The following is a 12,944-nucleotide window of genomic DNA, read 5'->3' as shown; positions in this document are numbered from 1 at the left end:
CATGTCAGCCGAGATGCGCAAGCCGCCGACGTATGCCATCACGAGCGTCGATCACGCGCTGCGGATCGCGACCCTGCTGCAGTTGGAGGGGTCGATCACGGTCTCCGGTGCGGCCGAGCGCCTCGGCGTCGCGCGCTCGACCGCCCACCGGCTGCTGACGATGCTCGTTTATCGGGACTTTGCGGTCCAGGACGCCGGCCGGGGTTATCGGGCGGGCCCGGTGCTGGAGCTGGCGGCGATCTCGCATTCGCTCACCGCGCGCCTGCGCGCCGCCGCCTTGCAGCCGTTGCGGATCCTAGCCGACACCTTCGACGAGACCGCCAATGTGCTCGTCCGCACCGGTGACACGGTGCGGTTCATCGCCTCGGCCGAGGGATCCCAGCCGCTGCGTGTCGGCGACCGGGAGGGCATGGTCTTCCCCGCCCACCGCACGACCGCCGGCCTGCTCCTGCTCGCCGAGCTGGATCCCGCCGACCTGGAGGCGATCTATGCCCCCGAGCGGTTCGCCGACCGCCCGGCCGAGCGCCCGGACATGGCCCGCCTGCGCCGCGACCTGGACCGCACCCGCCGCACCGGCCAGGTCGTCAACGAGGGCCGCTCCGAGCGCGGCGTCGTCGCGGTCGGCCGCCTCGTCCGCGACGCCGCCGGCGTCGCGCTGGGTGCGGTCTCGATCTCGATGCCGAGCATCCGCTATCAACCTCCCGAACTGCCCCGGTATGACGCCGCCCTCCGCTCCGCCTCCGCCGCCATCGAGGCGGGCCTGATTTAGCAAGGGCGCCGAGGGATCCGCATCATGGGCGAGGGCGACCACCGAACCCTCGCGGCTGCCGTCGTGGAGCGTGGCGACCGTGATGGTTATAGGGTTACGTCCGTCACAATGAGCGCTTTCACTTTGGGGTCGTAGAAGCACAGCGCACGTGGCTCAGATCAGACTTGGCGGCCCCATCCGGGGTGCGGCCCCAGGGGCGGGCTATCCCGGTGTCGCGGCCAGACGGGACGACCAGGACTTGAGCGAAGTCGTTGCGGATCTGCTCTTCGAAGGTGCGGGTCTCGACAACGTTCCAGGTCTCCGCGGGCTCGATAATCAAGTAGGCCGTGCCACGCTTGTCGAGCAAGCCGCGGCGACGCCAGAAGAAGTGCACACCGGTAGCGAAGCACGCCACGGTGAGCGTGACGTAGGCCAGGAAAAACCCACAGGCGGCCGGATTTCGGCTCGTCCAGATAGTCGGCGAACGCCCCCAGGGAGGCTCCGCCAAAGGCGGTGCCGAGGGCGACCATAAATGCAGCGGCGACCGTCAGCTTGGCGGTGTCCGACGTCCAACTCTTGGTAATCGGCGTGGAGAAGGCACCGGAACGTCCCTCAGGGACTTCGACGGGCTCCTCACGCAGTAAATCCTCGTGCTGGCTCAGGACTCTTGCTGCCAGTAAAACGGGATCGGGACCGATCCGTCGGGCGCGTCCACGGCATACCGCAGCTGCAAGGTTGTCGGGTCGGGCACTCCCGTGGCGGCGGCGTGGTCCTTGGCCGCGGCGACCTGCCCTCGGTCGCCCCAGGCGCAAAGCTCGTCCCCGTCGCCTGCCCGAACGGCCAGGGTCGCCAGGAAGGTCACGCCGCCGTCGAGACGGAGCCGATATGCCGTTGTGCCCTGGCCAGCTTGTCTCCACGCCCACATAATCGAGGTCAGTGGAGGGTTCTCGGGTGCCCCAGTGAGGTGAAAGCCGTCCAGGTCGAGCCACATACACGTGGCCAAGTCGAGTGCAGCGCGCACCTCGGACCACTGCGTGACTTTCACGCGCCACCACCTGTTTGAAGTCGCCACTGGTCAAGCACCCGCTTCGCTTCAGCGAGTTTGGGGAGCCAGTCCTCTCCGACCGGCGTCAGCTGCACCGATCCGTAGCCTCGAGTGGTCGCGGCCCCGAAGCCCACAAGCCCGTCGTTGACGTCCTCGACAACAAGCCGGATCGTGGCAAGGAAGCGCTGGACGTCCTCGGGCTTCGTCAGTTCCTTGAGGTCCAACTGGATCTCGAAGGTGCCGGACTCGGGCGCCTTGAGCTGGTACAGCTTCCCGCCTCGCGTCCCCGGTGGGTGAATGGCGGCATCGACCGGCGTGTCCTGTGACACCCCACCTGTCCAGCGGTCCAGTGCGACGTGCGTACGCGTCCGCATCCGCGCCCCGTCGACGAGAGCGTCCGGGATCCTCACCTTGGCGCGCGCGCCCACCGAGGTGGCCGAGGCATCCTCCCCGCCGCCCTGGCCGAACCAGCGACAGGTGTGGCATTTGCCGCAGCACTGGGTGGGGCAGGCGGCGATACCGACAGTGTTGAGGATGAACTCGCACCGAGAACGCAAGACGCCCTTGATGCTCGTCCCGGGCACGAGGGGCCTCCCGCCACGCATGAGCGGCTGCCGTTCGCGGGAGTCAGGCGCATCCCTCCTGCTCTCGAGTGCCTTGGTGTCGCCGTCCCGCGCCGCCGGTTGGTTCTTCGCCGGGCGGACTCGCTTGTCGCCAACGAACAGCGGTCCACTCAGGGTTGCCCTGAGCGCCCGGATCTGCGCTGGGGCACGACTGTCGGCGGCCCGCGTGTCGAGCACCCGGCCGCGCGCTGGATCATGCGTCAGCTCATCGACGAGCGCGGGTCCGCTGCGCTCGAGCCACAGCAGCAGGTCGTGCCTATTGCCCAAGTCCAGGGTCGCCGTGCGAGCCTCGCGCACAGCGAGCTGCCCATGCCCCGTGGACACGCCACGGCCAATGGCCGGTGCCCATCCCACGAGGGCCCGGGAGATGCCACGCTCCACGTCTGCGGCGGCGTCTTCCAGCCACAGACGCGCCACAAAGCGAGTGCCGGTGGGCAACATCTCGACGCCACGGAGGGTATGCAGCCTTGCGGCCCCCCGCTCCCGGTCGATCGCCGTCGACCAGCGCACCGAGGGCGTGGGAGGAGCGCCTTGGTCGGGCGACTCCATTTCCGCGTTCATCACCCACATCCGGCTGGCGTCGGCGTCGGTTGTGCCGTCGTCCCGCTTCCCGTCGCCGTCGACATGTCCGAAGATGTGCTGAGCCCGGTCCGGCCCCGCGGTCTCGGACACCCTTTCCTTCAACGCCCCGGCCAACGAGGTGCCGGGGATGTGCGGACGCTCGAAGGGGTCGATGTCGATCAGGGCATCGGGCTTGTCGCGAACGGCGGGCCCGGGGGTCGTGACACCCCCTTGCTCGGTCATCTCGAGCACGACTCGGAAGTAGGTGAGCCGTGTCATGCCGACAGTCCTCCGTCCGTCATCCCCAACGACTCCAGGGCCATGCTCGGATCCGCGGCAACGACCTCGCGCAACACCTTGCCCAGTTGCGAACTGCGAGAAACCTGCTCAATTCGTGCTTTGAACTGAGCGGTTGCGTCCCCGCCCCTGAGAAACCCGACAACGAGGGTCAGGTCGTCGGGATGTTCGGCGAGAAGCCGCACCGCCCTGGCAGACAGGCCGGTGCGTTGCGAGGCCATCCAGCCTTCCGGCGCGACGTGGCCGAACCCTTCGTGCCGGCGCAGCCCGAGCCCGCGGGTGAGCAGGTGGGCGAGCGCCTCGTCAGGTGGGCGAGTTCCGGTCCTGATGAGGTATGTCGATCCGGCGGCAACGGCGATCTCGACCGGCTTCGGCAAGCGGCTCGCGGCGTGCCAGCCGCCGATGTGCTCCCAACGCGACCAATGTCGCACCACCTGCGCGTGTTGGACGCGCAGCACGCCCGCGAGCTCGTCCGTGTCTGGAACGGGCTGGGGGCGGCCGTCCTGGTTCACAAACACCGATGGCGACTCCATCCGAAGCACCAGCAGTCCGTCATCCCGGATCAAGGGAAGGCCCACCTGACCCGGGGGACTATCCGCGAACTGCGCCTTGACCATGCCCTTGGTGGTGCGTCTGCCGCCTATCGACACGTTTACCTCGTCAGCGATCTCCTTGAGAAGTTCCAGGGCCTGCGAGTCCCCAATGAGGCTGCCGGAGAAGGACAGTCCAGACCGGAGCGAGTCGCGGCTGTGCAGTGTCTCCGCGACCGCGACGCCTCGTGCCGCGACCTGAGTGCTCGTATGCCGATCGACCGGCGGCCGCTTGGGTAGGCCGCGCAAACCTTTGAGCGGCTCGCTGCAATCGGCGCAGCGCAGACTCGCTTCGAGCGTGAGGGGCTGCAGGGCCAGGTCGAGATCACCTGCCTGGCAGCCCCGCGGACCATACTTGTGCGTCAAGACCGACAGTGGGTATGGACGGTCCTTGTTGAAGAGCGGCGGAAAGCGCACTCCCCCTTCGAACAGGGAGACGAAGTCCTCCCGGTAGTGGGGGTCGGTGGGCGGACCGAAGCATCGGATGTATGCAGCAGCGAACGCCCCGCGCACGACCCAGCCGGGCAGGTGGTCGGCCGTCTCGCGCACGTTGTCGCTGCGGCGCCCGGTGCTCACCTGGGCCGGTTGGAGCAGGGTCACGGTGAGGTTGGTCATGCAGCACCGCCCGCCTGAGCAGCGACGAGGTCGAGGTCTTCCGCCGCCGAAGGGGCATCCGCGGTTGGGGCGATCGTCACCCAGCCGAGTCCGCGGCGCCGCCACGACCCAATGTGGTGGGTATGGCGCGCTGACAGCCGCAGAATGGCGAGATGGCGCTCGACCTCGTCGACGGGATCGAGTTGACGCACCGCGAAGGTCGCGGTGGCCGTCCAGGCCTGCGCTCCGGTGACCAGCATGTCTTTCGCGGCGGCGTGGGTTGCGGCGTGGATACAGACCCGATTCCGGTTCGTCACGTCATACGCGCCGTCATCTGCCTCGGCACTGAGCCAGGTCCAAGGACACGGGTTTCGGACCGTGCCGAACACGTCCTCGACGAGCGAGGCCGGCACGAACCCCGATCCCGCGAGGCTGTCCGCGGCCGCCCGCATGACCCCCTTGAGGTGGTCCGCGGGCAACGGGTTCTGGGGATCCACACTCAGGTCGACCCCGTCGATTCCGTAAGGCCCGCCGACCCGGAAGCGGCTGTGGAATGTGACCTGAAACTCGCAACGACTAGGCATGAGAGGCTCCGGCGGAGGCAACGCCTTCAGCGGTTTCGGCGGGCGGTCGGCCGGGGGCTCCCTCCCTCGGGGGCCACCAGCGGGCGGTGTCCAAGTGGAGGCGCAGCCGCTGCTGGGCTGCTTGGGCGTGCTTGCCTTGTAGCTGGCGCTCCACGTCCTCACTCGTGACGGGGTGCCGTGGACCGCCCTCGTCGCAGACCAGCTGCCACAACACGTCATGCCCCATGGTGGCGACACGGCGGGCGAGCGCCGCTTGGAGTTCCGTCCGGGATGCCACATCCGCGGGTTTCACTTTCGCAATCTCGCGCAGAAGGGTCAAGAGTTGATTGCGGTGTGCCGCTGGGACAGCCGCAATGAGGCCAAGACGGTCGGCTGAGTCGGTCAGGCTGAACGACGCCGGGTCGGACGCGATAAGCCATTCGCGGTCGCCGACCGGCTCGGCCCCATCCGCGGTCATGTCCAGGAAGGAGACGGAGCTGGCGCGGCCGGCGCTGAACTTCTTGGCGACCGCGATACGCATCTCGGCGCGCTCGATGACGTCGGCGAACGGCTCGCTGGCATGGTGAAAGACCAGGCCGGCCGAGAGCGTGAAGGGTGCGTCGACGAACTCCCGGACTGCCTGGTCCCAGCCGTCACGGGGTCCTACTTCCTGCGTGGCGCGCACCGTCAGTCCGTCATGCACGCGTCGCGTGAACGCGTCGGAGAGGACCCTGAGGAAGGTCCAACCCATGCCCGCCGGGACGCTGACGAAGATGTCGTCGCCGGCTGCGACGTGGACGACCACGGGCGGGCGAGCGGACCAGTCCTCGAGCGGCTCGCCTGCCTCGTTCATCGCGGGTGTGATGACGAGTTCCCCCCTAACGAACGTCCCTTGGACGGCTTCGACGATGGCACCCTTGCTCGCCTCGTCGATGGCGGCGGCGATGTCGGCCTTGACCAGCCTCCGCGCCTGGTTGGTAGTCGTCTGGTCGCTACTCTTCTGGGCCTCGATCAGACGGTGCAGGAGGTCGCCTATGCGATTGCCATCCGCATAGATCAGCGCCAATTGCGTCGGCGCGTCGTCAACGGCGCGCCGCCCGCGCTTGGCCAGGTCGGTGAAGTCGTTCGGGAAATCGAGTTCCTCAACGCCGGGAAGCGCCAGCATCCGCTCGTACAGTTTCCGTTGCGACTCGGGCAGCTCGTTAAGGTCCTTGCTGCTGCTGAAGCCGGCGTGTGGTGATAGTCGAGTGTGGCAGTCGCGGCACAGATCGTGGAAGTCCTCCTTGAACGCATGCGTCTGCGGGTGGGTCACGACGCGCGCTCCGCACGTTGTGCATGGCAGGCTGACCGGCGACTCATCCGGGCCTGCAGGCAAGTCGAGCAGCACGTCGCCGACGAGGACTGCCCTTTCCTTGGCTTCATAGGCCTCCAGATAGCTGGCGCCGCGTCCGATGGCTGCCGACAGCGGGCAGGCGGGGATGTCGCGGCGAATCCGCGTGGTCACGGTCGCAGCGACGCGGCGGGCGAGGTTCGTGGCCTCCGCGTCGCTCAGGTTCCCGGGAAGGACCAGGCTCACCACGCCGGATACCTTCAGACGCCTCGGTCGCCTATCCCACAGGGCGCGGCGGCGACCAGTTCGAGTTCTGGAAGAGATCCGCAGGGGTGAGCGTGAAGGTGCACGGCCAAATCGAGCGGCGCCCCCTCGGTCAGCCGCCCCTGCCCCTCGATGCTCCCGAGACAACGGTATGACCACCGAACCCATACCCCCGGCCGAGCAGGGGTGGTATGTCGGCTCATCCCAAACGAGAGTGTAGTTGGGGTCTGAATCCGCCGGCTTCGAGCAGACTGCGGGCAATGTAGTTGGTCAGGTTCCGGAACCCGAGGGCGGAGCCGCGCAGGTGTTCGAGCCGGCCGTTCAGGGCCTCGGTGGGGCCGTTTGAGGTGCCGGGCCGGTCGAAGTAGGCCAGGATGTCCGCGGCGCGCTTCTTCAGGGTCCGGCCCAAGGTGATGATCTCGGTGAGCGCGGCCGGGACGCCGGCGCTGATGGAGTCGATGACAGCCTGCATCCGGGCCTTGGCGGCGGCACGGTCGGGATCGCGGTAGGCGCCGATCATTCGCTGGTAGATGCCCCAGGTCGCTTCGACCTCGACATGGTCCTCAACGGCAAACAACGCCTCGATGCGGGCGCGTTGGCGGTCGGTGAGCAGATCGGCGCCGGTGTGCAGGGTCCGCCGCGCGGCATACAGCGGATCGCCTTTGCGGCCGCGGTGGCCGGTCGTGGCCTGCTGGACCCGGCGGCGTGTCTGATCGAGAGCGTCGCCGCCCAAGCGGACCACGTGAAACGGATCCATCACCGCGGTGGCGGACGGGAGTTCTTGGGCGGCCGCGGATTTGTACCCGGTGAAGCCATCCATCGCGACGACCTCGATCCTCTCCCGCCAGGCCGGGTCCCGCTCCGCGAGCCAGGTCGCGAACACCGCTGAGGAGCGGCCCTCGACCATATCCAGCAGCCGGGCCGGGCCCGTCTTGTCCCGCACCGGCGTCAGATCGATGATCACGGTGACGTACTTCTCGCCCTTGCGGGTGTGCCGCCAACAGTGCTCGTCCACGCCCACAACGGCCACACCATTGAACCGGTCCGGGTCATCGATCAACACCCGGCGTCCTTCAGCCAGAACCGCGTCGTTCGCGGTGTCCCAGGCCACCGCCAACGCCTCGGCGACCCGGGCGACCGTCAGGTGGTAGAGGACCAACGCCTCCAACGCCCAGGCCAGCGCGGCCCGGGACAGCTTCGCGCGCGGCTCGGCTGCTCGGCTGGTGTCCTGGCGCCACACCTTCCCACACGCCCCGCAGCGGTAGCGGCGGACCGTGATCTCCAAAACTGTTGGCCGCCACCCGAACGGGACATGCGCCAGCCGGCGCACCACCGTGTCCCGCACCCGGCCTTCGCTCCCGCAGCGCCGACACCACGGATCGGGCTCGAGGACCCGGCAGGCCAGCACCGCACGACCGGTCTCAAGCCGCTGCCCCGTGATGACCAGACCGAGATCATCAACACCGGTGAAGGTGTCCAGGTCGGGGCAGGTGAAGGTAACGTCAGCCATGTCGAGGTCTTCCAGATGGGAAGTGTCAGAGCTTCCATCATCGGAAGACCTCGACCCTCAACCCGGCAGCGACGCGCCACCCCCCACACTCTCGTTTGGGAAGAGCCGGTACGCGGCGCCAACCCGGAAGCCGGAGTGGAAGATGATCCGGAAGTGCAGGACTATCATGTGGACCTCCACCAACGAGCGATGTCGAGATCTCGACGGAGCCGAGCGCGGGCCGCGTGCGCGGATGTCGGCGTGGCTAGTAGTTGAACAGCCTCCGCCAGAGGGACAGAGGGCATGCGGCTGGCGCGCTTGTCTGGCCGGATCGATCCGATGCTGTTTAGGATCGACGGTACGTGCGTAACACCGACGCGTCGCGTGAGTGCATCGAGTTGCGATTCGACACCAACCGTCGACAGCTGGCTACTTCCCCAAGTCGCAGAGTCAGGACGCAACAGCTGGCGAAGGGACGATCGCTGAGCCTGCGAGAGCACGGACAGCCCGTCGAGGATGGCACTGTGACGCTCAAGCTCCTCGAAAGTGACAACGCGATCAGCCAGATGGGGAGCGTCCTCGCGCGAGGCTGCGCCCTCCATCCCGTTGATGACGCCGTCCGCGGTGAGGTCGACGAAGGCGATCGCGGGCTTCTTGCCGAGGTGAAGCCGCTTGGCTTCGTGAAGGGCCTCATCCGCGCGTGAGATCACATCGGCGATCGGCTGACTGCGGTGATGGAACACCAGCCCGACGGACAGGCTCGGCTCCCCGCCAAGAAGCTGGGCAAGCGCGGGGTTTCCACGTGAAGAGTTCTCGTTGTTGGGCCGCGTCGGCAACAGATCCAAGCGTCCTGTTGCCTGTTGGAATGTCTTGGCCAGAGCGATCGAAAAGGCCCAGCCCCGAGTCGCCGCAACGGAGACGAGAACGTCGTCTCCCCCGGCCAGATGAGCAAGAATCGGCGCAACATCCTGCCTGCCCTGCCCCTGGAGCAGGCTGTCCTCGGTGGCTTTGGCGATTGCGGTCTTGGTGCAGGCGTCGAGCAACCGGACAATGAGATGCTTGTGTTTTCGCCCCTCTTCGGACAGAGCCTGGATGAGTGCCCCGACGCGATTCCCGTCGGCGAAAACCGTCGCGACCTGCGTGGCAGCATCGTCCGTGTCTTGGTCGCCGAGCAGGGCAAGTTCGCTGAAACTCTCAGCTAGACGACCGATCGACGGCGATGTACCTTCAATGCGTTCAAGCAGGTCGCGATGGGCTGCGGGGAGGTGCGGTCCCATCTTGGTCGTCTGGCCTGCGTGTTCGAGTCGATGCTCGCAGTCGACGCAGACGTCCCTCCTGTCTGGCCCTTGGTAAAGGACGACCGCGGCCGACGACCGCCGACACAGGTCGCAGGGTTTTGCGGCCGGATGAGCCGCGATACCACCCGGCGTCGAGAAAGCGCGGCGATTAGGCCGAAGTTGCGAGTGGTTTGAGGGCTGATCCCCGTTTTGACCTGCAGTGATGCGGCTTCTAACCCCTCGGTGTGTCGTCACTAAAGTGGATCGATCGATCCGGCACGGTGTGATATTTTGGCGGTATGGCGAAACGTGGTGGAGCGGTTCATGTGACCACGCACCGTCGTCACTATGTTGGTAAGGACGGGGTGGCCCGGGACTACGAGACCCACCTGTTGCGGCGTTCCTGGCGGGAGAACGGCAAGGTGCGCAACGAGACGGTCGCGAACCTCTCCCACCTGCCGGCCGAGCTGATCGAGGTGATCCGGGCCTGCCTGGCCGGGCAGGCGTTCATCCCGGCCGACCAGGCCGCCACCATCACCCGCTCCCTGCCGCACGGGCATGTGGCCGCGGTGTGGGCCTAAGCCCGGGCCCTGGGCCTACCCGGGCTACTCGGGCCGCCCGGGCGGGCCCGGGACCTGGCGATGGGGCTGATCATCGCCCGAGTGCTGGCACCCGGCTCGAAGCTGGCGACCATCTCCTGGTGGGCCGACACCACCCTGGGCGTCGACCTCGACCTGGCCGGTGCCTCCACCGACGAGGTCTACGCGGCGATGGACTGGCTACTCGGGCGCCAGGACGCGATCGAGAAGCAGCTGGCCCGGCGCCACCTGGCCGCCGACGCCAACCCCGCCCGGATGGCGCTGTTCGACCTATCGTCCTCGTGGATGGAAGGCAGCCACTGCCCACTGGCCCGGCGCGGCTACTCCCGCGACGGGAAGAAGAACCGCACCCAGATCGAGTACGGGCTGCTGACCGACCCGGCCGGTCGCCCGGTCGCGATCCGGGTCTTCCCCGGCAACACCGCCGACCCCACCGCGTTCATCGAGGCCGTCACCCTGGTGCGGGACACCTTCAAACTCACCGAGATGGTCATGGTCGGCGACCGCGGCATGATCACCACCGCCCGGATCACCGCGATCCGCCACACCAACACCGACCCGGCCACCCGAGCCGACCTCGGCTGGATCACCGCGCTCCGCGCCCCCGCGATCAAAACCCTTGCCGCCGAGGGCGGCCCGCTTCAACCAACCCTGTTCGATGAACACAACCTGGCCGAAATCAGCCACCCCGACTACCCCGGGGAACGGCTGATCGCCTGCCGCAACCCGTTCCTGGCCACCGAACGCGCCCGCAAACGCGAGGACCTGCTCACCGCCACCGAAACCGCCCTGGCCCCCACCCAGCGAGCAGTGGCCGAGGGCCGGCTAGCCGGCGCCGACACGATCGGCCTGCGGGTCGGCAAACTCCTCAACAAATACCCGATGGCCAAACACTTCGACCTGACCATCACCGACACCACCGTGGTGATCACCCGCAAAACCAGCCAGATCGCCGCCGAAGCCGCCCTCGACGGCATCTACGTGCTACGCACCCCAACGCCCGCCGAGACCCTCACCCCCGCCAGCATCGTCCAGGCCTACAAAAACCTCGCCCACGTCGAACGCGACTTCCGCAGCATCAAAGCCACCGACCTCGACCTGCGCCCGATCTACCACCGCCTCGAAGACCGCGTCCGCGCCCACGTCCTGATTGTGATGCTCGCCGCCTACCTGACTGGCACCTGCGCGCCACCCTAGCCCCCCTGACCTACACCGACGAACACCCGCCAACACCCGCCGACCCGGTCGCCCCCGCCCACCGCTCCCCAGCCGCGGACCGCAAAGCCTCCCGACACACCGACGACCACGACCAGCCCGTGCGGTCCTTCCCGGCCCTGCTCAAACACCTCGCCACCCTGACCCGCAACGACCTGCGCTACGGCACCGACCACACCACACCCCTCGTGCCCACCCTGGCCGAACCCACCCCCACCCAACGCCACACCTTCGCCCTCCTAAACGCCCCCATCCCCCTAACCATCAACGGCAAGTAGACAGAACCACCAACACCCAAACCAGCGAACCCCCTGCCCAGCAGGGGGTTCGCCAGGTCAAGTCCTGATGCGTGGTGTTTGAAGGTTTTTCATCCTTCGGGCGTGTCGGGGTTACGCGGTGATCGCGGTGAGTGGGTTCTGGGCGGGGGTTTCCTCCTTGGGGGTGAGGGCTTTGCGGCATTGGGCGAGGAGTTCGAGGCCGAGGTAGCGGCGTTGTTCGGTCCACTCGTCGTGTTGTTCGGCTAGGACCGCGCCGACCAGCCGGATCAGGGCGTCGCGGTTGGGGAAGATCCCGACCACATCGGTCCTCCTGCGGATTTCCCGGTTAAGCCGCTCCTGGGGGTTGTTCGACCAGATCTGCTTCCAGGCGCCTTTGGGGAAGACGGTGAAGGCCAGGATGTCGGCGCGGGCGTCGTCGAGGTGCGCGGCGACCGCGGGCAGTTTCTCGGTCAGGGTCTCGACGATCCGGTCGAACTGGGCGTGCACGCTTGCGGCGTCGGGCTGGTCATACACGCTGTGCAGCAACGCTTTCACCCACGGCCAACTGTTCTTCGGAGTCACCGCCATCAAGTTCGCCGCGTAGTGAGTACGACAACGCTGCCACGCCGTCCCGGGCAGCGTCGCGCCGATGGCCTCGACCAGTCCGGCGTGGGCATCGGAGGTCACCAGACCGACCGGGCCGGCGCTGGTCAGGCCGCGGGCGACCAGATCCCGGAAGAAGGTGAGCCAGCCGGCGCCGGTCTCGGCCGTGGACGCCTGGACACCGAGGATCTCCCGGTACCCCTCGGCGTTGACGCCGGTGGCGAGCATGGTCGCGATCTTGACCACGCGCCCGCCTTCACGCACCTTGATCGTCAACGCGTCCGCGGCGACAAAGGTGTACGGCCCGGCGTCCAACGGGCGGGTCCGGAACGCCTCGACCTGACCGTCGAGATCCTTGGCCATCTCACTGACCGTGGACTTCGATAGGCCGGTGATCCCGAGCGCTTGGACCAGCCGGTCCATCCGCCGGGTCGAGACCCCCAGCAGGTAGCAGGTCGCGACCACGCTGGTCAGCGCCTTCTCCGCCCGCGAATGCCGGGTCAACAACCAGTCCGGGAAGAAGGTGCCTTCCCGCAGTTTCGGGATCGCCACATCGATGGTGCCGACCCGGGTGTCGAGATCACGGTGGCGGTAGCCGTTACGACGATTCGACCGTTCCGGGGTGCGGGAGCGGTACTCCGCCCCACACACCGCATCGGCCTGCGCGGACAGGATCGTGTGGATGAACGTGGACAACATCTCCCGCATCAAGTCCGGGCTCGCCTGCGCGAGCTGTTCGTCCAAGAAACGGGCAGGGTCGATACTGGGCAATGCGACGGTCATCGGGACCATCCTTTCGAGAGTGCTGTGATGGGTTCACTCGAAGGATGCCCGGTGGCCGTCGTGTCTCCCGGGAAGGACACGAACAACCACCGGCCTCGTACACCAA

The 12,944-nt window shown here is 67.5% G+C and carries 10 protein-coding genes and 1 pseudogene; 2 read left to right on the top strand and 9 right to left on the bottom strand.

Annotation, left to right across the window (positions count from 1 at the left end):
* The first annotated feature begins 1 nt into the window (after nucleotide 1).
* Nucleotides 2-769, top strand: coding sequence for an IclR family transcriptional regulator (locus V9G19_RS10505; protein WP_462285416.1), 768 nt, complete (start codon nucleotides 2-4; stop codon nucleotides 767-769).
* A 118-nt stretch (nucleotides 770-887) separates the two neighbouring features.
* On the opposite strand, the gene V9G19_RS10500 is transcribed toward V9G19_RS10505, so the two are convergent.
* The 8 genes from V9G19_RS10500 to V9G19_RS10465 all read right to left on the bottom strand — a co-directional run bounded on the left by V9G19_RS10500 (nucleotide 888) and on the right by V9G19_RS10465 (nucleotide 9,381).
* Complete coding sequence (locus V9G19_RS10500; protein ID WP_462285415.1) at nucleotides 888-1,142, bottom strand: hypothetical protein; 255 nt, start codon at nucleotides 1,140-1,142, stop codon at nucleotides 888-890.
* A gap of 264 nt (nucleotides 1,143-1,406) precedes the next feature.
* Entirely contained in the window at nucleotides 1,407-1,793 is a 387-nt protein-coding gene (locus V9G19_RS10495; RefSeq protein WP_462285414.1) for a hypothetical protein, read from the bottom strand.
* Nucleotides 1,790-3,256 (bottom strand): RAMP superfamily CRISPR-associated protein, encoded by a 1,467-nt coding sequence (locus V9G19_RS10490; protein WP_462285413.1) that lies wholly within the window; start codon nucleotides 3,254-3,256, stop codon nucleotides 1,790-1,792. Before V9G19_RS10490 ends, V9G19_RS10495 begins: the two co-directional genes overlap by 4 nt.
* Nucleotides 3,253-4,479 carry a type III-B CRISPR module-associated Cmr3 family protein gene (locus tag V9G19_RS10485; RefSeq protein WP_462285412.1) on the bottom strand — a complete coding sequence of 409 codons (1,227 nt, stop codon included), beginning with the start codon at nucleotides 4,477-4,479 and terminating at the stop codon, nucleotides 3,253-3,255. The genes V9G19_RS10490 and V9G19_RS10485 overlap by 4 nt, the downstream gene beginning before the upstream one ends.
* The gene (locus V9G19_RS10480) at nucleotides 4,476-5,042 is read right to left on the bottom strand and encodes a hypothetical protein (RefSeq protein ID WP_462285411.1); all 567 of its coding nucleotides are present in this window, start codon (nucleotides 5,040-5,042) and stop codon (nucleotides 4,476-4,478) included. Before V9G19_RS10480 ends, V9G19_RS10485 begins: the two co-directional genes overlap by 4 nt.
* Nucleotides 5,035-6,600 carry a Cas10/Cmr2 second palm domain-containing protein gene (locus tag V9G19_RS10475; protein ID WP_462285410.1) on the bottom strand — a complete coding sequence of 522 codons (1,566 nt, stop codon included), beginning with the start codon at nucleotides 6,598-6,600 and terminating at the stop codon, nucleotides 5,035-5,037. Before V9G19_RS10475 ends, V9G19_RS10480 begins: the two co-directional genes overlap by 8 nt.
* 214 nt (nucleotides 6,601-6,814) lie before the next feature.
* Nucleotides 6,815-8,125: an ISL3 family transposase gene (locus V9G19_RS10470; RefSeq protein ID WP_462283955.1), complete on the bottom strand. Its 1,311-nt coding sequence runs from the start codon at nucleotides 8,123-8,125 to the stop codon at nucleotides 6,815-6,817.
* 164 nt (nucleotides 8,126-8,289) lie between these two features.
* Nucleotides 8,290-9,381 (bottom strand): Cas10/Cmr2 second palm domain-containing protein, encoded by a 1,092-nt coding sequence (locus V9G19_RS10465; RefSeq protein ID WP_462285409.1) that lies wholly within the window; start codon nucleotides 9,379-9,381, stop codon nucleotides 8,290-8,292.
* Between the two features lie 299 nt (nucleotides 9,382-9,680).
* Between V9G19_RS10465 and V9G19_RS10460 the strand changes: the two are divergent.
* A pseudogene (locus V9G19_RS10460) lies at nucleotides 9,681-11,473 on the top strand (IS1634 family transposase).
* Nucleotides 11,474-11,584: 111 nt separating this feature from the next.
* Here V9G19_RS10460 and V9G19_RS10455 read toward each other — a convergent pair.
* The gene (locus tag V9G19_RS10455) at nucleotides 11,585-12,838 is read right to left on the bottom strand and encodes an IS256 family transposase (RefSeq protein WP_462283538.1); all 1,254 of its coding nucleotides are present in this window, start codon (nucleotides 12,836-12,838) and stop codon (nucleotides 11,585-11,587) included.
* Nucleotides 12,839-12,944: the final 106 nt, after the last annotated feature.

Origin of the sequence: Nostocoides sp. (genome assembly GCF_037045025.1) — a bacterium.
In the GTDB taxonomy this organism is placed as follows: Bacteria; Actinomycetota; Actinomycetes; order Actinomycetales; family Dermatophilaceae; genus Nostocoides_A.
This window is presented reverse-complemented; position numbering and strand designations above follow the sequence as displayed.

Coding starts and splice junctions, on each gene's coding strand:
- V9G19_RS10505 (WP_462285416.1), top strand. CDS start 2: ATGTCAGCCGAGATGCGCAAGCCGCCGACGTATGCCATCACGAGCGTC.
- V9G19_RS10490 (WP_462285413.1), bottom strand. CDS start 3,256: ATGACACGGCTCACCTACTTCCGAGTCGTGCTCGAGATGACCGAGCAA.
- V9G19_RS10485 (WP_462285412.1), bottom strand. CDS start 4,479: ATGACCAACCTCACCGTGACCCTGCTCCAACCGGCCCAGGTGAGCACC.
- V9G19_RS10480 (WP_462285411.1), bottom strand. CDS start 5,042: ATGCCTAGTCGTTGCGAGTTTCAGGTCACATTCCACAGCCGCTTCCGG.
- V9G19_RS10470 (WP_462283955.1), bottom strand. CDS start 8,125: ATGGCTGACGTTACCTTCACCTGCCCCGACCTGGACACCTTCACCGGT.
- V9G19_RS10465 (WP_462285409.1), bottom strand. CDS start 9,381: ATGGGACCGCACCTCCCCGCAGCCCATCGCGACCTGCTTGAACGCATT.
- V9G19_RS10455 (WP_462283538.1), bottom strand. CDS start 12,838: ATGACCGTCGCATTGCCCAGTATCGACCCTGCCCGTTTCTTGGACGAA.